At 70.8% G+C, this 22,473-nt stretch carries 26 protein-coding genes and 1 pseudogene; 17 read left to right on the top strand and 10 right to left on the bottom strand.

The features are described from left to right. Positions 1 to 8 precede the first annotated feature (8 nt). Both LXT23_RS50065 and LXT23_RS07730 read right to left on the bottom strand, forming a co-directional pair. Complete coding sequence (locus LXT23_RS50065; RefSeq protein WP_267146686.1) at positions 9 to 1,241, bottom strand: antitoxin Xre/MbcA/ParS toxin-binding domain-containing protein; 1,233 nt, start codon at positions 1,239 to 1,241, stop codon at positions 9 to 11. 81 nt (positions 1,242 to 1,322) lie between these two features. Further along, positions 1,323 to 1,388: pseudogene (locus LXT23_RS07730) on the bottom strand (SEC-C metal-binding domain-containing protein); the annotation flags it as partial. A 299-nt stretch (positions 1,389 to 1,687) separates the two neighbouring features. On the opposite strand from LXT23_RS07730, the gene LXT23_RS07725 reads away from it, so the two are divergent. After that, on the top strand, positions 1,688 to 2,071 hold the full coding sequence (locus tag LXT23_RS07725) for a hypothetical protein (RefSeq protein WP_253979416.1): 384 nt from the start codon (positions 1,688 to 1,690) through the stop codon (positions 2,069 to 2,071). A gap of 77 nt (positions 2,072 to 2,148) precedes the next feature. Here the strand turns inward: LXT23_RS07725 and LXT23_RS07720 are convergent, their stop codons facing one another. The 3 genes from LXT23_RS07720 to LXT23_RS07710 form a co-directional block, all read right to left on the bottom strand. Beyond that, a complete protein-coding gene (locus LXT23_RS07720; protein ID WP_253979415.1) occupies positions 2,149 to 3,027 on the bottom strand; it encodes a tryptophan 2,3-dioxygenase in 879 nt (292 codons plus the stop codon). A gap of 137 nt (positions 3,028 to 3,164) precedes the next feature. Beyond that, positions 3,165 to 3,695 carry a cell wall protein gene (locus LXT23_RS07715; RefSeq protein WP_253979414.1) on the bottom strand — a complete coding sequence of 177 codons (531 nt, stop codon included), beginning with the start codon at positions 3,693 to 3,695 and terminating at the stop codon, positions 3,165 to 3,167. A gap of 207 nt (positions 3,696 to 3,902) precedes the next feature. After that, positions 3,903 to 4,400: a hemerythrin domain-containing protein gene (locus tag LXT23_RS07710; RefSeq protein ID WP_253979413.1), complete on the bottom strand. Its 498-nt coding sequence runs from the start codon at positions 4,398 to 4,400 to the stop codon at positions 3,903 to 3,905. A gap of 214 nt (positions 4,401 to 4,614) precedes the next feature. Between LXT23_RS07710 and LXT23_RS07705 the strand changes: the two genes are divergently transcribed. The 5 genes from LXT23_RS07705 to LXT23_RS07685 all read left to right on the top strand — a co-directional run bounded on the left by LXT23_RS07705 (position 4,615) and on the right by LXT23_RS07685 (position 8,881). Beyond that, positions 4,615 to 5,337 carry a lysophospholipid acyltransferase family protein gene (locus tag LXT23_RS07705; protein ID WP_253979412.1) on the top strand — a complete coding sequence of 241 codons (723 nt, stop codon included), beginning with the start codon at positions 4,615 to 4,617 and terminating at the stop codon, positions 5,335 to 5,337. Continuing rightward, positions 5,330 to 6,223 (top strand): alpha/beta fold hydrolase, encoded by an 894-nt coding sequence (locus LXT23_RS07700; RefSeq protein ID WP_253979411.1) that lies wholly within the window; start codon positions 5,330 to 5,332, stop codon positions 6,221 to 6,223. The genes LXT23_RS07705 and LXT23_RS07700 overlap by 8 nt, the downstream gene beginning before the upstream one ends. A gap of 25 nt (positions 6,224 to 6,248) precedes the next feature. Further along, positions 6,249 to 7,187 carry a proline dehydrogenase family protein gene (locus tag LXT23_RS07695; protein ID WP_253979410.1) on the top strand — a complete coding sequence of 313 codons (939 nt, stop codon included), beginning with the start codon at positions 6,249 to 6,251 and terminating at the stop codon, positions 7,185 to 7,187. Positions 7,188 to 7,223: 36 nt separating this feature from the next. Then, positions 7,224 to 7,880, top strand: a complete 657-nt coding sequence (locus LXT23_RS07690) for a TlpA family protein disulfide reductase (protein WP_253979409.1) — start codon at positions 7,224 to 7,226, stop codon at positions 7,878 to 7,880. Positions 7,881 to 7,993: 113 nt separating this feature from the next. Further along, complete coding sequence (locus tag LXT23_RS07685; protein ID WP_253979408.1) at positions 7,994 to 8,881, top strand: hypothetical protein; 888 nt, start codon at positions 7,994 to 7,996, stop codon at positions 8,879 to 8,881. A gap of 3 nt (positions 8,882 to 8,884) precedes the next feature. Here the strand turns inward: LXT23_RS07685 and LXT23_RS07680 are convergent, their stop codons facing one another. After that, positions 8,885 to 9,451 carry a PIN domain-containing protein gene (locus tag LXT23_RS07680; RefSeq protein WP_253979407.1) on the bottom strand — a complete coding sequence of 189 codons (567 nt, stop codon included), beginning with the start codon at positions 9,449 to 9,451 and terminating at the stop codon, positions 8,885 to 8,887. A 140-nt stretch (positions 9,452 to 9,591) separates the two neighbouring features. On the opposite strand from LXT23_RS07680, the gene LXT23_RS07675 reads away from it, so the two are divergent. The 4 genes from LXT23_RS07675 (at position 9,592) to LXT23_RS07660 (ending at position 12,013) form a co-directional block, all read left to right on the top strand. Further along, positions 9,592 to 10,068, top strand: a complete 477-nt coding sequence (locus LXT23_RS07675) for a helix-turn-helix domain-containing protein (protein WP_253979406.1) — start codon at positions 9,592 to 9,594, stop codon at positions 10,066 to 10,068. 107 nt (positions 10,069 to 10,175) lie between these two features. After that, complete coding sequence (locus LXT23_RS07670) at positions 10,176 to 10,517, top strand: SPW repeat domain-containing protein (protein WP_253979405.1); 342 nt, start codon at positions 10,176 to 10,178, stop codon at positions 10,515 to 10,517. After that, positions 10,514 to 10,966: a hypothetical protein gene (locus LXT23_RS07665; RefSeq protein WP_253979404.1), complete on the top strand. Its 453-nt coding sequence runs from the start codon at positions 10,514 to 10,516 to the stop codon at positions 10,964 to 10,966. The genes LXT23_RS07670 and LXT23_RS07665 overlap by 4 nt, the downstream gene beginning before the upstream one ends. A 168-nt stretch (positions 10,967 to 11,134) precedes the next feature. Further along, positions 11,135 to 12,013 carry a hypothetical protein gene (locus tag LXT23_RS07660; RefSeq protein WP_253979403.1) on the top strand — a complete coding sequence of 293 codons (879 nt, stop codon included), beginning with the start codon at positions 11,135 to 11,137 and terminating at the stop codon, positions 12,011 to 12,013. Between the two features lie 75 nt (positions 12,014 to 12,088). Here LXT23_RS07660 and LXT23_RS07655 read toward each other — a convergent pair whose 3' ends face one another. Both LXT23_RS07655 and LXT23_RS07650 read right to left on the bottom strand, forming a co-directional pair. Next, entirely contained in the window at positions 12,089 to 12,658 is a 570-nt protein-coding gene (locus LXT23_RS07655; RefSeq protein ID WP_253979402.1) for a hypothetical protein, read from the bottom strand. A 117-nt stretch (positions 12,659 to 12,775) separates the two neighbouring features. Beyond that, on the bottom strand, positions 12,776 to 13,774 hold the full coding sequence (locus LXT23_RS07650; protein WP_253979401.1) for an SDR family NAD(P)-dependent oxidoreductase: 999 nt from the start codon (positions 13,772 to 13,774) through the stop codon (positions 12,776 to 12,778). Between the two features lie 719 nt (positions 13,775 to 14,493). On the opposite strand from LXT23_RS07650, the gene amrB reads away from it, so the two are divergent. Beyond that, complete coding sequence (gene amrB, locus LXT23_RS07645) at positions 14,494 to 15,306, top strand: AmmeMemoRadiSam system protein B (RefSeq protein ID WP_253979400.1); 813 nt, start codon at positions 14,494 to 14,496, stop codon at positions 15,304 to 15,306. 3 nt (positions 15,307 to 15,309) lie between these two features. Here amrB and LXT23_RS07640 read toward each other — a convergent pair whose 3' ends face one another. Then, entirely contained in the window at positions 15,310 to 15,627 is a 318-nt protein-coding gene (locus tag LXT23_RS07640; RefSeq protein WP_253979399.1) for a DUF3817 domain-containing protein, read from the bottom strand. Between the two features lie 170 nt (positions 15,628 to 15,797). Between LXT23_RS07640 and LXT23_RS07635 the strand changes: the two genes are divergently transcribed. From LXT23_RS07635 to LXT23_RS07620, 4 genes are all read left to right on the top strand, one after another. Continuing rightward, positions 15,798 to 16,202, top strand: a complete 405-nt coding sequence (locus LXT23_RS07635; RefSeq protein ID WP_253979398.1) for a hypothetical protein — start codon at positions 15,798 to 15,800, stop codon at positions 16,200 to 16,202. Continuing rightward, a complete protein-coding gene (locus tag LXT23_RS07630; protein WP_253979397.1) occupies positions 16,199 to 17,383 on the top strand; it encodes a hypothetical protein in 1,185 nt (394 codons plus the stop codon). Before LXT23_RS07635 ends, LXT23_RS07630 begins: the two co-directional genes overlap by 4 nt. 163 nt (positions 17,384 to 17,546) lie before the next feature. Then, positions 17,547 to 18,638: an AmmeMemoRadiSam system radical SAM enzyme gene (gene amrS / locus LXT23_RS07625; RefSeq protein WP_253979396.1), complete on the top strand. Its 1,092-nt coding sequence runs from the start codon at positions 17,547 to 17,549 to the stop codon at positions 18,636 to 18,638. A gap of 1,128 nt (positions 18,639 to 19,766) precedes the next feature. After that, the gene (locus LXT23_RS07620) at positions 19,767 to 19,988 is read left to right on the top strand and encodes a hypothetical protein (protein ID WP_253979395.1); all 222 of its coding nucleotides are present in this window, start codon (positions 19,767 to 19,769) and stop codon (positions 19,986 to 19,988) included. A 15-nt stretch (positions 19,989 to 20,003) separates the two neighbouring features. On the opposite strand, the gene mobA is transcribed toward LXT23_RS07620, so the two are convergent. Then, positions 20,004 to 20,624 (bottom strand): molybdenum cofactor guanylyltransferase, encoded by a 621-nt coding sequence (gene mobA / locus LXT23_RS07615; protein ID WP_253979394.1) that lies wholly within the window; start codon positions 20,622 to 20,624, stop codon positions 20,004 to 20,006. 138 nt (positions 20,625 to 20,762) lie between these two features. Here mobA and LXT23_RS07610 point away from each other — a divergent pair, with 138 nt between their 5' ends. After that, positions 20,763 to 21,047, top strand: coding sequence for a hypothetical protein (locus tag LXT23_RS07610; RefSeq protein ID WP_253979393.1), 285 nt, complete (start codon positions 20,763 to 20,765; stop codon positions 21,045 to 21,047). A gap of 77 nt (positions 21,048 to 21,124) precedes the next feature. Next, entirely contained in the window at positions 21,125 to 22,375 is a 1,251-nt protein-coding gene (locus LXT23_RS07605) for a molybdopterin molybdotransferase MoeA (RefSeq protein WP_253979392.1), read from the top strand. The last annotated feature ends 98 nt before the right edge of the window (positions 22,376 to 22,473 follow it).

The raw sequence follows: 22,473 nt of genomic DNA, 5'->3' as shown, positions 1-22,473 counted from the left end.
CTTCTACCTCACTCCTCCAGCCCAAGCTCCGAGCGCAGCGAGGAGAAGTCCACCCGCTCCCCGGCTGGCAGGGCCGCCTCGTCGTGCTCCATCTCCTTGAGCAGCGTGTCCACCGCCCGGCGCCCCGCCGCGCTCCGCACCGCCTGCCTCGGAGTCTTCCCGTTCAGCGCGGGGAGCGGGCTGTCCGTCCAGCCCGCGTAGTGCTGCTGCTTGAACAATCGCAGCGCCTCCTGCACCTCGGGAGGAGCCGCCTCGCGAGGAGGAAGCGGCACACCCGCCTCCTCCAGCTTCTCCACCAGCGCCAGCGGGTCACTGTGCTCACGCGCCCTGAACCGCAGCAGCCCTGCACACGCCGCCTCCACCCGCGAGCGCAGCGCCTCCGAACGCGCCACCGAGTTCGCCTCCAACCTCAGGGATGCCGCCTCCACCACGGCCTGTCCCACCACGGTGTTCTCCCAGGAGGCGTGCATCGCGTTCCCCTCCTTCAGGAACGAATACGTCGCCGGCACACCTTCTTCCTCCACCTCCGCGCCCTCCACCCGCTCCAGCGCCGCCATCACCTGCGTCCTGTTCCCACCGTCGAACTCGAAGTGGTCCACCGTGAGCAGCAGCGGCTCACCGTCCGTGTTCACCAGGGTGAGCGGGCGTTCGGCGGCCGCCTCCTGTTCCTCCTCCCACGCCAGCTCCGCGTCCTGCCAGGCATGCACGAGCTCCAAGGTGGCCCCCGGGTCCAGCAGCTTCTCGTGCGGTACCGGCTTGCGCCCACGGACCTTCAGCCCTTGACGCGCCACCCGCACCACCTCCGCCGCCCAGGAAGGAGGGAGCGGCACCGGATACAGGCCGCAGAACACCGCCCCCCCCGCATGGTCCACGACCCGGCCCAGCACGGCATCCCGCGCCCGGAGCACCCGTGAGGCCCGCCCCTCCCGCACGAAGCGCTCGTCCCAGCGAAGCAGGTCCTTCACCACCAGCCCCTCGCCCGCGCGCACCTCGAGGACCTCCCAGATGGACACCACCACCGTCCGCTGGGCTTCCAGCCACTGCCGCTCGGCCTCCTTCAGCTTCGTGCCGCGCTCCTCCAGGAACCACTCACGCACGGGCCGGCCCCCGGCTGGCCCGTGGTGCACCGCCCAGGGAATGAAGAGCTGCAGGTCCTCGGGCCCCGCGTCGAGGTCCTGGAAGTAGGCATCCATCGCCTCGCGCAACCATCCCGCGCCCAAGCGCCGTCGGGCGAAGCGCATCAGGTCCTCCGCCAGGCGTTCGTCCCGCTGGTGGACCTCGGCCCCGGGCCCCGCCTGTCCCGAGGAGGCGCGGCCACCAGAGCAGCACTTCTTGTACTTCTGCCCGCTTCCACACGGACAGGGCTCGTTTCTTCCAGGCTGGCTCATCCGGCCTCCACATGGCCTCAGGCGTGGACTACCTGGAATGTAGGCCACGAAGCCCTGAAAGGCGCAACCCACCAGGTTGCCAATCGCGACGCAGCCACCCAGCCCCCGGGGCCCTCACGTGCGACTCCACCTGCCCGTCCGGCAGGCAGGCATCACCCGCCACCAGGCCACTCCGGATGCCCCGCCCCACGCCGGGCGTCTTCTCCGCGTTCCGCTCGCTCCGGCGGAAGCAGGCCTCTAGAGTGGCACGCCAGCACAGTGGCGGGGTGCGCCGGGCTCCGCCTCGAAAGGACGGAATCATGGTTCAGCACGTTGGGCGTCTGGGTCGACTCGCGGGCCTCACGGCGGCGGTGCTGCTGCTGGCCTGCACTCCCGCCAGCGCGAAGGAGCCCCAGGCCGACGCAGGCACCCCCGCGGGCAAGGACGCCGGCCCCTCCACCGCGGCGAAGGACAAGGACAAGCCCGCGCCGGCCCCCACCGAAGACGCCGCGAAGCCCTCCGGCGGAGGAAGCTGCACCGGCAAGGCCACCCTCTGCGCCGTCTACCCGCAGATGTGGTGCAGCAGCCAGCCCGGGTGTTCCTACTCCTACGCCCGCAACGCCTGCGGCGGCCTCGCCATGCAGTGCGAGAAGGCCACCAACCAGGCCTTCTGCCAGAAAATCAAAGGCTGCAAGTGGCAGTGAGCCACGCCGCGTAAGCCCCCGCCGTGACGCGCGAACGACTGCGCGTCATGGCGCGCGGTGACACCCCGGCCCCGCGCTCACGGCCCCTTGTGCCGCGCCGAGGGCGGCGCCAGCTCCGTGCGCACGTCCCACAGCTCCGGGAAGAAGCGCAGGTCCAACGCCTTGCGCAGGAAGCCCACGCCGGACGAGCCGCCCGTGCCCTGCTTGAAGCCGATGATGCGCATCACCGTCATCATGTGACGGTAGCGCCAGAGCTGGAACCGCTCCTCCGTGTCCACCAGCTTCTCGCACATCTCATACGCGTCCCAGTGCGCCTCGGTGTCCTCGTAGATGCGGCGGAACACCTCCACCACCTCCGGGCTCTTCTCGTACGGCTGGCGCCAGTCGCGCTGCACCCGGCTGGGCGGCACCGCGTGCCCCATGCGCGACAGGTGGCGCAGGAACTCGTCGTACAGGCCGGGCGACTCCAGCAGCCGCTCCAGCTCCGCGTGGACGGCGGGCACGTGGCGGAAGGGCGTGAGCGCCTGCGGGTCCTTGTTGCCCAGCAGGAACTCCACCGCGCGGTACTGGAAGCTCTGGAACCCCGACGCGCTGCCGAGCGTGTCCCGGAACTCCAGGTACTCGTTCGGGGTGAGCGTCTCCAGCACGCTCCACTGCTCGAAGAGCATCCGCTGGATGTGCGCCACCCGCGCGAAAATCTTGAACGACGGCTCCAGCCGGTCCGTCTGGACGTAGCGGATGCACGCCCCCAGTTCGTGGATGAGCAGCTTCATCCACAGTTCGCTCGTCTGGTGCTGGATGATGAACAGGAGCTCGTCGTGGTGGGGGGGCTGCGAGCGCGGCACCTGCGCTGACAGCAGCCGGTCGAGCTGAAGATAATCACCGTACGTCGTCCGTCCGGACAGGTCGGTGATGATTCCTGGCTCCAGGTCTCGTTTGTTCATGGGCCCGGGCATTCATGCTCCTGCCAGCCCCTGCGAGCAAGTGTCTCTCGCACGGGCATACCCCGAACCCTCTCCCACCAACGAAGCGGGAGCACGGTAGACGGGGGTGCGGTCACATCCTGCCCGGGCCGGGGCAGCGTGCCGCGAGGCTAACCTGCGTTGCCAGCCTGAGCAGCCGCTGCCAGCGCCTTGGACGCGGCGCGTCCACGGGGCAGCTTGATGTCGTCCACGCTGTCCGGGTCCGCGTAGTCCTTCCAGTCGGCGGGACGGCGGTTGGTCTTCTCCAGCATGCGCAGCTTCTGGTAGTGCGCGGCGCAGTAGCCCTTGGTCCGGCTGGGCTTGCCGCAGCCGATGATGGCGCACGCGCGCGAGCCCTCGGTGCCGCCCGCGGCCGGCTTGCGGCCCCGGCGCTTGCCACCCGCCGCCGCGGCGGGAGCAGCCATCATGGGACGGGAGGGAGGACGGCCCGGGCCCCGACGGCCCGCCTTGCCCGCGGGGAGCTGGGCGCCGAACAGGGGGCCCACCACCTCGGCCAGCGGCGCCAGCCGCTCGGCCACATTGCGAAGCGCATCCAGGTCCGCCGTGCCCGACTCCAGTCGCGAGACCACGTCGCGAAGGGGCTTCAGCTGAACCTCGATTTCATTGCGGATCATGTCCCGAAACGCTTTATCCACGGACATTCGTTGAATCCTCACCTGGGGGGGTAATGCGGGAAGCTAAGGGGATGTGATTTGTGATGCGGGGTTACCCTTACCTTCCAATTTGGGATTTGTCTAAAGGAAGTGATAAAAGTTGTGACTGAGCAACGGACCAGCCACCCTTTTGTCGCAGGTTTCACCCGTTTCCCGGCGCCATGGGCAGGCTTCCGGGGGGTATGGGCAGGCGCGTCAGCCGTCCCAGCGGAGGGATTCCAGCAGGGAATCCCGTCCGGGGACCTGTAGCGCCAGGGCGCGCGCGAGCAGCTCCTCGCGGGTCAGCGATAAATCACGCCGCAGCTCTTCCTGGTCGTGGAAGTCCAAGGCGGCTCTCAGCCGCGGGAGCAGGGCGCTCTCTTCTTCTTGGAAATGCGCTACCACCAGGTCCTCGAGCGCATAGAGGCGCGCCTGCCACTCGGGATGGCCGGGAGGGAGTTCCTCCAGTTCGTCCATCAACTCACGCATGGTGAGGTGGTCCTCGGCCTCTTGGCGGGTGCGGGCCCGCCCTTCCACCCGCAGGAGCACCGGGTACAGACAGCGCTCCTCCAGCCGGGAGTGCAGCCGCAGCAGCTCCAGCAGCTCCGTCACCCCGTCCTGGATGTCTTCCAGGTCACCGCCAGACGCCAGCCGCTCGAAGCACTCCTCCAGCTCCCGGTGCTGTTCGATGAGGATGTCGAATGGGCCAGCCATGTCCCAACGTTCGACACGGTGGGGGAGGCAGACAACCATAGCACGGCTTCATACTGGCATTAAATCATCTCAAACTAGACGCTGAGAGGCATCCTCCCGGGGCGTCGGCTTGACGACTTGCCCCGGGCCGGCAGCGGCGGGCGGCCAGCCGGCCGGCTGTACGTCGGGTCCGGGTGGGTGGCGGAGTGCGGGGGCGTCTCCATCTTTCTTCCCCGTGGAAGCCTCGCTCGCCAGCCTGCGCCGGGCCGTGTTCCGCTTCGCCGAGCGTGGCGCCGCGCTGTCCGCCCTCTACCACCGCGCGAAGCTGGTGGGCGCCGAGCACCTGCCCCTGGACGGCCCCATGCTGCTGGTGGGCAACCACGGCGTCTGGGGCTACGAGACGCCGGCCTTCTTCCACCTGCTGCACGAAGCGACGGGGCGCTACCCCCTGGGGCTCGCGGAGCGGGGCTTCTTCCGCATCCCCGTGGTGCGCACGGTGCTGCCCTGGCTGGGGGGGGTGGAGGGCACGCGGGAGAACGCGCTGGCGGCGCTGGAGGCGGGGGAGCTCGTCGTCTGCTACCCGGGAGGGGCGCGGGAGACGTTCAAGCGCAGCCAGGGCCGCTACCGGCTGCGCTGGGAGCAGGCGCTGGGCTTCGCCCGGCTCGCGGCCCGGGCGGGGGTGCCGGTGGTGCCCTTCGCGGGCTTCGGCGTGGACGACACCTTCTTCTGGCCCCCGGGCGAGGAGCGGCTGTGCCTGCGCCTGGCGCCGGGGGACAAGTACCGGATGCCGCTGGTGATGGGGCTGGGGCCGCTGCCCCTGCCCGTGCAGCTCACCTTCGCGGTGGGCGCCCCACACGAGCCGCCGCCCGCGGACGCGCCCGAGCACCGCCTGCGCGCCTTCAGGGACCATGTGGCCGCCAGCGTCCGGCGGCTGTTGGTGAGGGCCTGTCATGCTTGAGACCTCCTCGCACCTCCCCCCTCCTCCCGCCCCGGCGCCGCACCGCGTTCCGCCGCTGGTGCCGGACGTGGAGGACATCCAGTCCGGCTACGAGCACCTGCTCCACGAGGAGCGGCTGGTGCGCGGCACGCCGGTGCGGCTGTTCACCTTCCCCGACGGCCGCGTGGACGAAGCGCGCACCGTGGTGTGCCTGCCGGGGCTGGGCGCCAGCGGGCGCTCCTTCGCGCCCATGGGGCCGCTGGCGGACGAGCTGCGGCTGCTGCTGTGGACGCCGCCCTTGCGCACGCCGGCCACGCACTCGCCGCTGCAGTGGAACCTGGCCGTGCTGAACCACCTGGAGGCGCGGCTGCCGGAGCGCTTCGCGCTGGTGGGCTCGTCGTACGGCAGCCTGCTGTCCATCGCCTATACGCTGGCGCACCCGGAGCGGGTGAAGGCCCTGGTGCTGGTGTCGCCGGTGGCCAGCGTGCACCGCATCCGGCGGCTGGCCCTGACGCTGTCCACGCTGGTGCGCTCGCCCAAGCCGCTGGCGTACTTCATGGCGCCCACGGTGGCGCGGGTGCTGGGCGGCCCGCACCTGCCCCCGGAGGGCCGCGCGGAAATCGTGCGCGAGGCGCGGCGGCTGTCCTCCATGGAGCTGCTGCGCCGGCTGCGGGACGTGCTGGCGGCGGACTTCATGCCGCGGCTGCGCGAGCTTCGCGTGCCCACCCTCATCATCCAGGGTGGCAGGGACTTGCTGGTGCCCACCTACGCCGCCCGGGACGTGGCCGAGCACATCCCCGGCGCCCGCATGCAGGTGCTCCGGGCCGCCAGCCACCTGCCGTACATGAGCCATTCCCAGGACTTCAACCGCTTCGTCGGAGACTTCCTCCTCGAGCACGTGCACTGACAACGCCGCCTTCGACAGACACGCCATGACCACCGCCTCCGCCCAGCTGTCCCGCTCCGCGTTGCTGTACCTGTCCCGCCAGGCGGGCCTGAAGGACGTGGCCACGCGCCTGCGCCCGTTTCGCGAGCTGGCCTCGCGCTTCATCGCGGGGGAGACGCTGGAGGAGGCCGTGGACGCGGTGAAGGCGCTCACCGCGCGCGGGCTCCTGGCGTCTTTCGACCACCTCAACGAGGCGGTGAAGAACCCGGAGGAGACGCGCGACGAGGTGCGGGAGTACCGGCGACTGCTGGCGCGCATCGACCAGACGGGCGTGAAGGCCAATGTGTCGCTGAAGCTCACGCAGTGCGGCCTGCTGCTCGACAAGGCGCTGGCGCTGGAGAACGCGCGCGCGGTGGTGGCGGACGCGACGCAGCGCGGCTCGTTCGTGCGCGTCGACATGGAGGAGAGCGCGGTGACGCAGGCGACGCTGGACATCGTCCGCGAGCTGCACGCGGAGTTCGGCGAGCCGCACGTGGGCGCGGTGCTCCAGAGCTACCTGCGGCGCACGGAGGCGGACGCGCGCGCGCTGTGCGCGGAGCGGGTGCGCATCCGCCTGTGCAAGGGTGCGTACCTGGAGGGCCCGGACGTCGCGTACCCGGACAAGGCGGACGTGGACGCCAACTTCGTGCGCTGCATGAAGGTGCTGCTCGACAGCGGCGTGTATCACGGCATCGCCACGCATGATGAGCGCATGATTGACGCCACGCTGGAGTACGCGGCGAGGCAAGGCCTGCCACGCGGCGCGTATGAGTTCCAGATGCTCTATGGCATCCGGCGCGACTTGCAGGAGCGGCTGGTGAAGGACGGACACCCGGTGCGCATCTACGTCCCGTATGGGCGGCACTGGTACCCGTACTTCATGCGCCGGCTGGCAGAGCGGCCCGCCAACCTCTGGTTCGTCATGCGCAACCTCGTGCGCGGGTAGCGCGGGGGCGCGGAGCGGGTATCCTCCGCTCCGCCCATGACTCTCGCGAAATCGCTCGTCCTCTGTGGAGCCGTCTGGCTGGCTGCTGGCTGTGCGTCCTCCCGTCCCGCGGCCCCGTCGGAGCCGGCGCATGGCCAGCTCAGCTCGCTGAGCGTGGCGTCGCGCCCGGACGCGGAGTTCTGCGAGCACCGCGTGCCGAATGAGACGTGCACCCGGTGCAACCCGCACCTGGTGGAGAAGTTCAAGGCGGCCCGGGACTGGTGTGGCGAGCACGCCGTGCCGGAGTCTCAGTGCTACGAGTGCCACCCGGACCTGTCCTTCGAGCCGCTGCCGGTGCTGGCCGAGGGCGCTGACTTGAAGAAGCTGTCCGAGGCGGGCGAGGACGTGCCGGACCTGGGCGCGCACGCGGTGCGGGGCAAGGTGACGGTGTTCGACTTCTACGCGGACTGGTGCCCGCCGTGCCGCAAGGTGGACGCGCACATGTTCGGGCTGCTCAACGGGCGCTCGGACGTGGCGTACCGGAAGCTGAACGTCGTGTCGTGGGACACGCCGGTGGCGAAGCGGCACCTGGGCGGAGTGCCCAACCTGCCCTTCGTGGTGGTGTACGGCCGGGACGGGCGCGAGGTGGCGCGGGTGCAGGGGCTGGATTTGGGCGCGCTGGACAAGGCCATTGCCGAGGGAGGCTCGCGATGAAGTGGGTGGCGGTGGCGGCGGGGCTCCTCGCGCTGGCGGTGCCCGGACGGGCCTCCGCGTGCGCGGGTTGAAGCAATCCCAACCTCCCGGTCGGGGGGACTTCACAGCAGGGGTTGAAGTCCGGGCAGACGGCGGTGTCGCTGGCCCTGCTGGCCACGTCCGTGCGCGTGGTGCACGAGTCGTACTGTCCCGACATCGGCCCCATCTGCAGCGAGCGCGACGAGCCACCGCAGCTGCATGACCAGCGCTTCTCCCTGGGAGAGCTGCGGGCGCGGGTGGAGTACGGGCTGACGGACAGCGTCGGGCTGGAGCTGCAGCTGCCCCTCCGGCTGAGCTCCACGACGGTGCAGTTCCGGCGGCTGGACGGGACGCCGGTGACGCTCGATTACGTGAACATCCACCACCGGGACGAGACGCTGTTCGGCCTGGGCGATGCGTGGCTGCGGGCGCGGTATGCCTTCGGGCTCGGGGGCGTGGGGCTGGTGGCCCGGGCGGGGCTCACGGTGCCAGTGGGTGGCACGGTGGAGAACCCCTTCGCGCTGGGAGAGGCGGGGCAGGAGCACCAGCACGTGCAGTTCGGCACGGGGACGGTGCAGCCGCTGCTGGCGCTGGAGGCCGAGCGGCGCTGGGAGCGGTGGAGCGCGCGGGCGTGGGGCCAGGCGCAGCTGTCCTTGGCGGAGAACCGCTTCGGGTACCGGAGCGGGAGCCGCTTCGCGGTGGGAGTGTCGGGCGAGGTGAAGGTGCTGGGCGCGCTGCGGGTGAGCGCGGGCGCGAACCTGGCCAACGAGCAGCCCGAGCGGTGGGACGGGCGCGTGCAGCAGGACGGCAACCTGGGCCGCACGGACGTGCTCGTCGGCGGCGGGCTGGCGTATCCGGTGGGGAAGGTGGAGCTGGGGCTGACGGTGCGCGTGCCGGTGTATCAACACATCATCGGCCACCACGGGCAGCTCACGTACCCGGGCCTGCTGGGCCTCACGGCGGAGACGGTGTTCGGGAAGTGAGCGTCACGACTTCATGAGTCGTGCGAGCACCGTCACCGAGCCAGGCAGGCCTTGCTGGCTCATGACCTCGAGGAGCTCTGAGGGAGTTCTCGGTGGGCTCCTGAGCGCAGCGGCCTGCTCCCGCACCCCCCTGACCACGGCGCGGCCATCCAGGCTGAGGAGGTTCAGGACGAAGTCGTCTGGATGCTGGGCCTCCATGCCGTAGCGCGTGAGCACGCTCGACGGAAAGTCCTTCAGGTTGAAGGTGACGATGACCTGGGCGCCACATCGGATGGCGGCCGCGAGCACATGCCGGTCATCCGGGTCCGGGAGCCCCATGAGCCCCTCCATCAGGGAGTCGTAACCCTGGACCTCGCTATCCGGGACGGCGAGCTCCAGGAGCTGGCTGCTGCGGCCCAGCTGCTCGGGCCTGAGGTCGGGACGCTGCGTGGAGATGCTGCGGAAACACTCATCGAGAATCCGGCCGGTCCACTTCGCCTGGAAGCTGCCCGTCAGCGCCAGCCGGACGAGCAGGTCGCGAAGAGGCGCGGGAAAGAGGACACAGGCGTCGTAGACCGCGATGAAGGCCATGGCGACGGGAGCGTAGGGACTACCTCTGACGTCTCCCCGGCAGGCCACAACCCGAATCATGCGCCAGGTTGCGTTTGCTTCGATTGTTGCGGATATTGCGTCTGGGCGGGCCCGGCGGAGTCCCGCGCAGGAGGAGTGACATGGGCGTCGGAGTGGACCTTCGTGGCATGACGGCTCCTGGTGAGGAGCAGGCACAGGAAGCGGCCCGTGCGGCACGCATGCTCGCCCCGCTGTTGCGCAAGACGCGCAAGCGTGGAGCCCCCCGCGTCAGCATCCAGCCGGAAGGCGGAGCTCGCGCCGAGGCCGTCACCGTTCCCCGGGAAGCGTTCGAGCTGCTGGTCCGCATCCTGGAGGAGATGGCTCAGGGCCACGCCGTGACCATCGTCCCCATCCACGCGGAGCTGACGACCCAGGAGGCCGCCAATCTGCTGAACGTCTCGCGGCCCCATCTCATCGGACTGCTCGACCAGGGTGCAATTCCCTTTCACCGCGTCGGCACCCACCGGCGCATCCGCTTCGCGGACCTGCTCGCCTACCAGCGCCAGGACGCAGCGCGCCGCAAGCAGGTGGTCGATGAGTTGACGGAAGAAGCCCAGAAGCTGGGGCTCGGTTACTGACGGAGGGGCGGAGCGCCGGGCCCCTGCCTGCCCTCCCGCCCCGACTTGGGCAAGGCGCCTCCCACGCCCCACCTTGCCGTGGATGCCCCACGCTCGGAGGTGCCTCCATGTGGGCTCGCTGGCTGAACATCTTCCTCGGCATCTGGCTCGTCGCCGCGCCCATCGTGCTCGGCTACCCCGAGCGCGTGGCGAGGCTGAATGACGCGGCGGTGGGGCTGCTCGTGGCCTGTCTCACGCTGGCGTCGTCGCTCGTGCCGGTGCTGCGCTTCGCCGGCACCGCGCTGGGTGCCTGGCTCATCGTGGCCCCCGTGGTCCTCGCCTACGGTGACTCCGTCACGCCCACCGCCAATGACATCGTCGTGGGCGCCCTGGTGCTGTGTTTCTCACTCGTCTCCGCCGAGCGCGAGACCTCGCCACGGCGCACCGGGCGCCACCCCCTCCAGACATGAGCACCCGCGCGCTGCTCCCCCAGGCCCTGCTCGCGGGCGCCGCCGGCACCGTCGCGCTGCGCGCCTTCGTGGCATTGCGCAACCGCGTGCTCGGCCGTCCGCCTCCGTATGCGGCACGGCACATCGCCGCGCGCCTCGCCGGGTCCCTCTTCCACCGCCAGCTGTCTCCGCTCCAGGCCCGCCGCTGGGGTGACGGCATGCGCGCCGTGTATGGCCCGCTCCTGGGCGTCGCGTGGACCTTCGTCCGCGAGGCCGCGTCCGGCAGTCCCGCGCCCCCCGGCCTGCTGCTCGGCGTGGGCGTGCTGGGCTTCGAGCTCGCGACCTTCCCCGTGCTGCGCGCGACCGAGTCCTTCCGCACCTGGAGCGCCGCCGAGCATGGGTGGCTCGTGGCCCAGACGGCCGTCTACGGCGTCGTCACCGAGGCCACGCTGTCATTCCTCACCCGCTGACCCACCATCCCAGACAACCGTGGACGAATAGACAATCACCCCGTCCGCGAGTGCCGGCACGTCAGAGGATTGCCTCTGGCTGCGTCTGTACTTTTTGAGCCCTGTCAGACGCCTCTGCGATTCTGGGCTCACTCGACTCGAGCACGTCCTGCTCGACGGAGGTGTCCCATGTCGCCGCGTCTCATGACACGTGCCCTCGTGGGCACGATGATGCTGCTCGCCCTTTTCTCGGGCTGCAAGAACACGCCTCCAGGTCCAGGCACCGGCTCGGGTGCGGGCCATCGCGCCATCGACACGAGCCTGCCGCCCGCCACGAATGCGAAGGCGATGCAGGAAGAAGTCTCGCGCGTCTCCTCCCAGGTGTGGGCCGTGGCCGCGGGCGTGCGCGACGTGGACTCGCGGCTCGTGTTCACCTTCTGGGCAGAGCCCGGCGCGCTCACCCTGACGGGCTACAGGTCCGACGACCGGGGCGGGAAGCGCGGAAGACAGCCGAGCGAGGACAGCACCCGGCGCCGCGTCATCGAGAAGCTCGCCTCGGCCATGCTGACCCCCGGGTGCGAGCTGACGCTGACGCTCCGGCGGGCAGAGTCCACCTGGGAAGTCGAGTCGAGCACCTTCATCCAGTCGCACCGCCCCCTCGGCGTCCGCACCCTGCCCGTCCGCCAGGGCCTGCTCGGCTCCGGACAGACCTCCGCGACCATGGCCGCGGGGGTCCGGGAGCTGCTCTCGTCCGTGCAGGTGCCCGCGGAGGGCAGCGCGTACGTGGACCTCGAGGTGGTCATGCGGCAGGGGCGCGCGGTGAGCTGGAACGTCTCCAACCGGCGCGCCCTCCGCGAGGGCCGGGGCGGCACGCCCCGACCGGTGGCGCCGCGCCTCAGCCAGGAGGCCGCGGACGTCATCCTCCTCTACGCGCAGGGTGCCGGACAGCGGACCGTCCATCTGGGGCTGCGGCTGTCCCACCAGAAGAACGAGCAGACCGCGGACGGCTGGGTGGAGGAGACGCGCGTGGAGGCCCGCGAGGGCGTCGCGAGCCATCTGCCTCAGTGAAGAGACGGGCCCCGGCACGTGACGGAAAGTCTCCCGCCACGCCCGGGGCCCGGGGCACTCACGACCGGGTCGTGATTAGAAGTAGCCGCCGATGGTGGAGGCCACGGAGAACGCCACCTCCACTTCGTCACCCAGGCCGATGGCCAGGCGCGGGCCGGCACCGACGAAGAAGTGGTTCGTCACGTGGAACAGGAAGGGCGAGTAGCCCTCCAGGATGACGGTGGTGTCGCCGGACGAAATCGGGTTGGCGAACGGCAGGATGTCGTCACCCACCTGCAGGGTGATGATGCCCTTGGGCCACACCGACACCCGGTCGGTGAGCGCGATGTTGTAGCCCACGCGCGCGTTCAGGCCGAAGGCGGCGACCGTGTCGCCATCGCCGAAGATGGCCCGAATCTGGAGGCCGCTGCCGACCGACAGGTTCTCCTTGAGGAAGTAGTCCGCGCCCGGCTCCAGGAAGAGCCAGCCCGCGCCGCTGCCCTGCGTGGTGTACCCCATGCTCGCGGAAGCGTCCGTGCTGATGACCAGCTGGCCGGCGCTGCCGAAGTTGCCACCCGTGGAGACAGACGACTCCTGCGCACCCGCGTTCAGCGACACCATGAGACCGGCCACCGCTGCGGCCGCCTGCCACTTGTTCAGATTCATTTGAAGCATCCCTCCGTTGCGTGTTCCCGGTCGAGAAGCCCGGGCGCTCGCTGCCCCTTCTAGCGAAAGGGCGCGGAGGAGCATCAATTTTTCCTTATCGATGTGTTCCGTCCGGCATCACCGGACGGCGCGGGCCAGCCCTCGCGCCCCCAGCGCCGCGCCTCCCAGCACCCCACCCGCCAGCGCCGCCAGGCCCGCCACCGCCGTGAAGCGCTTCCACCTCGGCGTCGCCGGTACGCTGCCGTACGCCCCCACGCCCTGCGGCACCGGCTGGAAGAGGTTGCCTTCGGGCCGGTCCACCGACGCCCGCTCCATCTGCATCCGCGGGCCATACCGGCCCAGCACGGCTTCGCCGACGAAGGGCGCCACGCGGTCCAGCCACAGCAGCAGCGTGCCCTGGAGGAAGGCGGGCGTCACCGTGCGCCCCGGCCGCCGCGCGCACTTCACCACCGCCCGCGCGACGAGGTCCACGTCGTACGTGGGCGGCACCGGCACCGGCTGCAGCCCGAACTGCGTGGGCGCATGGTCGAACATCGGCGAGGACACCGACGGCACCAGCACGTTGGACACCTGGATGCCCGTGCCATGCAGCTCGAGCTTCAGGGTCTTCGCCCACCCCAGCGTCGCGTGCTTCGCCGCCGTGTAGGCGGACAGCAGCGGCGCGGCGCCCTCGGACAGCATGGACTGGATGTTGAGGACGTGGCCGCTGCCCTGCTTCCGGAAGTGGGGCAGCACCGCGTGGGCGAAGCGCAGGAAGCCCATGCACGTGACGTCCAGCGTGCGCTGGATGTGCGCCCAGGGCAGCTGGTCGAAGTAGCCGTAGGTCTGCACCGCCGCGTCGTTCACCAGGAGGTCGATGCGGCCGTAGCGCTCCAGGCACGTGCGCACCACCCGGTCCACGTCCTCACCCACCGTCACGTCCCCGGGCACCACCAGGCACTCGCCGCCCGCGCCCTCGACGCGGGCTCGGAGCGCCTCCAGCGCGTCGCGCCGCCGCGCGGTGACGCACAGCCGCACGCCCTGCTCCGCGAGCCGCACCGCCGACTGCCAGCCCACCCCGCTGGAGGCTCCCGTGACGATGGCGACCTTTCCTTGCAGCTCCTCTCGACGGGGCATGTGCGCACGTCTCCTCGTGGGGCGGGGTTCCTGGGGAGGATGCGGCGTCATCGCTGGCGCGGTAACCGGCGGCCCGAGCGGGAAGGACACGGACGAGGGGGGCGGCCGGTGGAGGAGTAGAAGCCCGGCCGCCCCCCTGTCCGCCCGCCCCGCGCTCCCAGCAGGCGGAGCCCACCAGGGAGGAGTGCGCGAGGCGGAGCTATCCGGTGCGCGACGCCTTGGAACGCCGCGCCTCGGAGACTGGAATCCACGCAAAGCAAGGCGCGCGCCAGGGTGCTGCTCCCTGGAAGGAACGTTCATTCCACGGTGCCAGGGGGCTCGGGGACGCCCGGCCCCGGGACCCACGCATCCCAGGAGCGGACACCCTGGGTCGTGCCAGGCATGAGGCCCATGAACCGGGAGCAACTGCTGGACGGCCTGGTTCCCGGAGCACCGCGCGAAGCTGGGCGAGGTCCACCACCTCGTCGCCTCGAAGTTCGTGGCCCTCACGGCGAACGTGGCCAGGCACTTCTCGCGCACCGGCGAGCTCATCCGCATCCACTCGGCGACTCCCGAGCCCCTGTCGCCAGCACCTGACGCCTTCCACGCGCGGCTGCAATTCCTTGCAGTTCAATTCCAATCAGACCCCTGACTGGCCGGTGGCAGTCCGGTTGGATGGGCGTGGTCCCCGCATGTCATCGTTGGCAAGGTTTGTCAGCGACATGACCGATGGGAGGACCATGTCTCGTATGCGCGCTCCCGCCGTGGCGGGCTCCTTCTATCCCGCCAGTCCTTCCGCCCTGGCCCGCCAGGTCGACGGCTGGCTGGAGCGGACCCCCGCGCACGTCGGTGACAGGCCCCTGGCGCTCATCGTCCCGCATGCCGGCTATGTGTACTCGGGGCGGGTGGCGGCCGCGGCCTACGCCACGCTGAGAGGACACCCGGACAAGCCCCTGCGTGTGCTGCTGCTGGGCCCCTGCCACTTCCTTCCATTGAGCGGGCTGGCGTACCCGGACGTGGACGTGCTGTGCACGCCCCTGGGTGAGGTGCCGCTGGACGACGACCTCCGCCAGCGCGCCGCGAAGCTGCGGCAGGTCTCCGCCTCCACGGCGGCCCATGAGGCGGAGCACTCGCTGGAGGTGCAGCTCCCCTTCCTGCAGCGTGTGCTGGGGCACTTCCGGGTGCTTCCCCTGGTGGTGGGCAGGGCGCGCGCGGAGGAGGTGGAGGAGCTGCTCGACCTGCTCTGGGATGACGACGTGCTGCCCGTCATCAGCTCGGACCTGTCGCACTACCTGCCGTATGAAGACGCGCGGGAGGCGGACCGCGAGACGGCGGAGCGGGTGCTCACGCTGGATGGCCCGCTGGACGCGGGGAGCGCCTGTGGCGCGGCGGCCATCAGCGGGTTGATGCTGGCGGCCCGGAAGCGCGGGCTCCACCCGAGGCTGCTGGACTTGCGCAGCTCCGGAGACACCGCGGGCGGGCATGACGAAGTCGTGGGCTACGGCGCCTTCGCCTTCTACCCGCCCGCGAAGGGCCCCGGCACGGCGTCCTGAAAGTCAGGCCACGGGCCGGGCGGGCGCCGCCTGCGCCTCGCGCCGCAGCCGCGCGTCGAGCACGAACGTCCCGAAGGGAACCAGCGAGGCGCCGAACGCGAGCACCCCGCGCACCAGGGACCAGCGGCACGCGATGGCGGCCTCCAGGAGGGCGAAGAGGTACAGCATGAAGAGCAGCCCGTGCGCCCAGCCCACGAACTTCACGCCCAGGGGCATGCCCGCGAGGTACTTCAGCGGCATCGCGATGAAGAGGAGCACGACGAAGGACAGGCCCTCGGCCAGGGCCACCGCGCGGAATCGTCCAAGGGGGGTCGTCAGCATGGGAATCTCGGCCTCCTGTTTCCCATCCCGGGCGTGCCGCGTCCATGCGTCAGGGTGACGCACCCTCGCGGCCGGCCGGCCGCCGGGGCAGCGGACGCGAGGGAAGCCACTGTATGCTGTGACGCACGCGGCAGGTGAAGTCCGCGCGCTCCACTACAGGGGGAAGAGTCATGTCGGGGAACGACAAGCTGGCGGGGACCATCCAGATTGCCCGCGCGGACCGCCGGGGCGCGAAGCTCGTCCTGGAGCGCCCCGTAGGCACGCTCAACACCGCCGCCATGCGGCTGGTGGTCAGCGGGAAGATGGCGGGGCAGGAGCGCAAGCAGGTCCACAACGCCAGCTTCTCCGGCGCGCTGAGCGTCCCGCTGCCCGACGACTTCCTGCCCTCCGCGGCGCAGGGCTGGGTGCGGGCGACGTTCTCCGTGGCGGACCTGACGGGCGCGGGCGCCACCTTCCTGCAGAAGGCCTCGCTCGTCTTCGCGAATGGTCAGACGGAGGTCCTCTGGGACGACTTCAACCTGCCGTCCGGCGCCCAGGCGGACTTCATCAACCTCACCTGGACGGTGACGGAATGAGAGCCGTCCTCGCGCTGCTGCTCCTGCTCACCGCGGCGGTCTCCCGTGCCCAGGATGGCGGCACCCCGGACGGGGGCGCCGTCGAGCTCGACTTCCCCAGCTTCCTGCGCGGAGGCTCCGAGGCCGCCGCCGGCCTGGACGTCGCCGCCGCCGGCGAAATCGTCCACCCCTCGAATCCCGCCGCCCTGGTGGCCAGCCTGCGCAACGCCGGGGCCGTGCTGGAAGGGGGCCAGAAGTCCTTCGTGCTGCAGTTCAATCCCTACCTCCTCTCACAGGGCTATGAGCAGCTCTACCCGGAGGCGCTCGCGGCCCGGAAGGCGCGCTTCACCCGCTACCTGCAGGACAGCGCCCTCACGCTCGCGCTCGCGGAGGACACGCCGTACGAGGACGTCACCCTCGAGGAGGGCCGCTTCGCCACGGTGATGGCCGGCGCGGCCGTGGACGTCTTCGGCGAGCGCAGCATCTACGGCGAGTTCTACAGCACCTGCGTCAACACCCTGATGGCGGACCCGAGCCTCTACGACTTCCCCGACTCGCCGCTGGAGGATGAATTCAAGAACGCGGCGGGCGAGGTCGACCGGGCCGCGTACGACAAGGCGGTGGCGGGCCATCCGGCCGCCATGGAGGCCGCGCGGCAGGCGGGCATCGACAAGCTGCGCCTGGGGCTCACTGGTTGCGCGCGGCAGGTGCGCCAGGCGTCCACCGCGCTCTTCGTGTCCGCGGGGGGCCGGTGGGTGATGCCGGGCCTGAAGCGACAGGACGGAGACGGCGTCGCCATCCAGCGCGGCTTCGCCGGGGCCACGCTGGAGCTGCTGTCCGGAGGGGATGCCAGCGTGGAGGCGGCGCTCCAGCTGCGCGCGCTGTACGAGCGGCAGAGCCCCGGAGTCCCCATGGGCAAGTGGCTCGACGCGGGCTTCTCCGTGGGCGTCGCCTCGCCGCGCTTCCAGCTGAAGGTGGAGGCGACGCAGTCCTTCGCGAAGCTGGAGGACACCGACACGAAGCGGGCCAGCGTGGTGGCCACCAGCCGCATCGTGGTGGTGGACAACGTGACGGTGGGCATCGGCGTGCAGGGCACCGGCGAGGACCTGAGCGATGCGCTCGGACAGCTGCGCCCGAGCCTCGTCTTCAACTTCGCGGACCTGCCGACGGTCCTCCAGCCCGTGCCGAAGCCGCCAGGGTAGCGGGGCGCTCCGCGTCGCACGCCGCGTCCCCGGGCAGCCGGCTTGCCGGGCACGGTGTGGGCTCGCGGCGAGGCGCGGCGTCTCTGGTTAGCGATTGTCCTTTCGGGGTCCGGGTGCGCGCGGGACGGCTCGCGTGCGCAAGGACTGGGAGGAGCTGTCCGTCATGAGCAGTGCGTTCCCCGCTCGCTGGTGGCACAGGCTGGAGGACGGGCGTGTGCAGTGCGACCTGTGTCCCCGCGACTGCAAGCTGCACGAGGGGCAGCGCGGCTTCTGCTACGTGCGCCAGCGCGTGGGCGAGGGGATGGTGCTGGACACGTATGGCCGCTCGTCGGGCTTCTGCGTGGACCCCATCGAGAAGAAGCCGCTGAATCACTTCCGGCCGGGCAGCAGCGTGCTGTCGTTCGGCACGGCGGGCTGCAACCTGGGCTGCCGGTTCTGCCAGAACTGGGACATCTCCAAGTCACGGCAGCAGGACACGCTGGCGGACGAGGCCTCGCCGGAGGCCATCGCACGGCATGCGGTGAGGCTCGGCTGCCGGAGCGTGGCCTTCACGTACAACGACCCCGTCATCTTCGCCGAGTACGCCATGGACGTGGCGGACGCCTGCCATGCGGTGGGCGTGGACGCGGTGGCCGTCACCGCGGGCTACATCCACGCGCAGCCGCGCTGCGAGCTGTACGCGAAGATGGACGCGGCCAACGTGGACCTGAAGGCCTTCACCGAGGACTTCTACCAGCGCATCACCTTCGCGCACCTGCAGCCGGTGCTGGAGACGCTGGAGTACCTGCGGCACGAGACGCGCGTCTGGTTGGAGGTGACGACGCTGCTGATTCCGGGGCACAACGACTCGGAGGCGGAGGTGACGCGCCTGTCGGAGTGGATGCTGGAGCACCTGGGCCCGGACGTGCCGCTGCACTTCACGGCGTTCCACCCCGACTTCAAGATGCGCGACGTGCCGCCCACGCCTCCGGCGACGCTGAGCCGGGCGCGAGGGATTGCGCGGCGCACGGGCCTGCGCCACGTGTACACGGGCAACGTCCACGACGCCGAGGGCGACACCACGCTGTGCGGCGGGTGCGGCACGGCGCTCATCGTCCGCGACTGGTACGAGCTGCTCTCGTACCGCGTGACGCCCGAGGGGCGGTGTCCCGACTGTGGCGTCGAGGTCCCCGGACGGTTCGACGCGGCGCCCGGTGCCTTCGGGGCACGGCGGGTTCCGGTGCGGCTGGCGTCGCGGAGCGTGGACCTGCCGTGAGGCTCCGGTGATGGACAGCGCTGAGGGCGACCGGTAGCGTTCCTTCCCTGGACGGCACCCACTCCACGAGGGCCCGATGAAGCGTGGCGAGCGGTATGCGTGCCTGTTCACGCTGGGTCTGCTGCTCGGGTGCTCGAGCACGCGTCGCTACTACTCTCACGCGGAACTACCCAAGCTGGAGGACAACGCCCTTCTGCCCGTAGCCCCTGGACCGTGGCCACAGGTGCCCGCCGTCATCTCGGACGCAGCCAGCATCCCGGACGACCTGGTGCTCCCCTCCCTCACGGCATTGATGAACCTGCCTGGTGCTTCGGAAGCCTGCGACCCCAACACGGGCCGTCCCCGCCCGGACGCTGCTGAATACTGCGTCGCGGTCTATCGGACGCCAGAGGACTGGCGGGTGTCCTGGCCTGTTCGCAATGTGGCGGACGCGGCAGACTCCTGCTGGCCTCCGTATGGCGGTGTCGATGATACGGACTTCGGGAGGGACCTGCCCGTCTTCGGCTTTGCCCACAACCATCCATGCGCCACCGACGTCAGCAGCAAGGACCTGAGCGTGTGGCCCGCGATGAAGTCGGGCGAGGCCGCCTGGATGATGGTCGCGTATGGAGCCACTCCTGGTGGCAAACTGGCCCGAGACTCCCGAGGAGAGCCGATCCTGGCCTGGGGCTGGCTTGCCACGGGGCACCGAAGCGCGCCACGGTTCTACAAGTGGAATCGGGCAGGTGAAGTATTCACGTGGGATGGCGTCAAGCAGCAGTGGCGGTTCACGGCCACCTGCCGCCCCGGGTCGCCCAGCGCTTTCAATCCACGGGGGGTACCGCCTGATTGCTCCCCCGAGTCATTTCCTTAAGAGGTGCCAAGGTTCCCATGCAGAGTCCTCACCACTGGCTCCTGCTCATCGCTCTGATGGCTGACGGAGGCAGCGTTCCTGTCCGGCCCGTCATCGCCAGTCCAGACGCGGGAGCGGTCGTGCCTCACACCCACCCGAGGAGCACAGATGCAGGAACGGCTGCCCCCAGGTCCGACACTTCATCGGACATCCCCTGGCCGGAGGGGGAACTCGCTCCACTGGCTACGCTGGACGGGCCCGCCATCCTCGCCGCACATGCCGCGCTACAGCAGGTGATGAAGCGCTTTCCCAAGGAGTACGCGCGAGATTGCGCCTTCTCCCCCAAGGCCCTGGAGCTATCCATCGGGTACCAGGCGGGGTGGTACTTCATTCGAGTCAATCGCCGGGTGGATAAGTGTCCTGGCTTCGCCCCAGGCTTCAGCTCAGGGTTCGACGAGTTCGAGCTGTTCGCCTACTCGCCAGATGGGCGCCTGGAGCGCTACCCGCATCAACCGTAGGCGATGTACCGCCGCTCACGTCGAAGGCAGCGTGACTCCGTGGCGCGCCAGGTCCTCCGGCGTGTTCACGTTCACCAGGGAGCGCAGCCCGGCGTCCACCGCGCGCAGGGCGTCCTCGGGCAACAGCCGCGCCCGGAAGCCGGAGAGGAGCTGACGCAGCGACGGGTCCTCCACCAGCGCCTCGCCCCACGCAGGCGCCAGCGCCGTCCGGTACGCCGCGAGCAAGGGCTCCAGCCGGCCGGCGACCTCGAAGCCCACCGCGTCCACCGCGTCGCCGCGCGCGCCGAGCAGCACGCGCACCACGTCGGGCGAGACGAAGGGCATGTCACACGCCACCGCCAGCACCCACGGCGTGCGCGCCGCCACCAGCGCCGCGTGCACCCCACCCGGTGCCCCCTTGCCCGGAACCACGTCCGCCACCGTGCGCACACCGAAGCGCGCATAGGGCTCGGGCACGTTCGCCACCAGCAGCACGTCTCCGAAGCGCGGCGCCAGCTCCAGCAGCCGCTCCACCACCGTGCGGCCCTCCACCTCCAGCAGCCCCTTGGGCACCCCGGACAGGCGCCGGCCCTGGCCACCCGCGATGATGGTCAGCGTCACGTCCGCAAACTCGGGGCCTGCGCTCTGGGGAGCCATGAGGCAGCGGTGTATCGCCACGTGCCTGGACCGTGCCAGCGCTTGCACACCTGCCTGGCATCCCAGGTCCCCCTCTGTCTGGAGCAGGCACCCTCCCGCTGACGGTCCGGCGCTTGCTTTGCCATGGCCCGAGCTTCCATGAACGACTCCCCGAAACGCCCACCCCGCCCCCCCACGCCCCGCTTCCTCCTCATCTTCTGCATCGGCTTCACGCTCCTGGGCTTCTTCCTACCGCCGCTGGTGGGGCTCGCCTGCCACAACGGCGCCAGAGCAGGCGGCTTCGAGAGCATCTCCGTGATTCTGGGGCTCTACGCGAGCATGCTCACCGGCCCCCTCGCCCTGGCCATCTCCCTCGTCACCTTCGCCATCCACCGGTGGCTGACCTCGAAGAAGAGGGCCTCCCCCGAGCAGCCCGCCCGCTGAGGAAGGTACCGGGCGGACGTCGGGCGCTGTCCCGTGGACAAACGGCCTGCTCCACGGCGTAGGCTGCGCCGCCACGCATGCCGCTCACGCCCCTCCCCACCGCCCGGCAGGCCGCGCTCGACGCCATCGCCCCGGCGGCTCCCGAGCGTGTTTCCCTGCTCGACGCCCACGGTCGCTTCCTCGCGGCCGAGGTCACCGCGTCGCGCTCGCTGCCCGGCTGCGACAACTCCGCGATGGATGGCTGGGCCGTGCGCGCCGAGGAGACCCGGGGCGCCAACCGCGACCACCCCGCGCGCCTGCGCATCGTCGACACCGTCTACGCCGGCGCGCTTCCCACCCGCGCGCTCCAGCCCGGCGAGGCCGCTCGCATCTTCACCGGCGCGCCCCTCCCCTCCGGCGCGGATGCCGTCGTCCGCCAGGAGGCCGCGCGCGCCCATGACGACGGCCTCCACGTCGACATCTTCATCACCGTTCCGCCCGGCCACGACATCCGCCGCAAGGGCGAGGAAGTCACTGCCGGAACGGCGCTGTTCCCACGCGGCCAGCACGTGGGCGCCTCGGTGCTGGGCGTGCTCGCCTCCCTGGGAGAGACGACGGCCTGGGTGCGCCCGGCGCCTCGCGTCGCGGTGCTCGCCACCGGCGACGAGCTCGTCCCGCCCGGCTCGCCCGCCCTGCCCCACCAGGTCTACGAGAGCAACCTCATCCTCGTGGCCGCGCTCGCCCGCGAGGCCGGCGCCGACGTGCGACACCTGGAGCGGGCGCGGGACGACGAGGCCGCGCTGCGCGACGCCCTCTCCCGGCTCGCGCCCCAGGTGGACGTCCTCGTCACCACCGGCGGTGCCTCGGTGGGTGACAAGGACCACGTGAAGCGCGTGCTCTCCGCGCTCGGCGCCCGCTTCTTCGTGGACGGGGTGGCCCTCAAGCCCGGCAAGCCCGTGGCCGTGGCCCGGCTCGGAGACACCGCCGTCGTCGTGCTGCCCGGCAACCCCGGCGCGGCCACCGTCGCCTTCGACCAGCTCGCGCGGCCGCTGCTCCTCAAGCGCCAGGGCGTCCTCGAGACGCGCCGCCGCGTCCGCGCCCACCTCTCCGAGCCGCGCCACAAGCAGGCCGGCCTCACCTACCTCATCACCGCCACGCTGGAGCCTCGCGGCGAGGGAGCGCCGCTGGCGCGCCTGCGCCCCCAGGGCGCCGGACAGATTCTGCAGAACGCCCACGGCGAGGGCTGGGCCGTCCTGCCTCCGGGCCGCGCCGACTTCGCCGAGGGTGACTCCGTCGAGGTGGAGCTGTTCGACCGCCCCCTCCACACCGCGGTGGATGCCACCGCATGAGCACCGTGCTTGCGGTCAGCACCGTCGGCGGGTCCGGCTCCGCGAGGACACCGCGCCTCACGAAGCGCGCCCCGGAGCGTGCCGCATGAGCGCCGTGC

Origin of the sequence: Pyxidicoccus xibeiensis (assembly GCF_024198175.1) — a bacterium.
GTDB classification, from domain to species: domain Bacteria; phylum Myxococcota; class Myxococcia; order Myxococcales; family Myxococcaceae; genus Myxococcus; species Myxococcus xibeiensis.
Note: the sequence above shows the minus strand (reverse complement) of the source record. Positions and strands in the feature narration are given on the sequence as shown.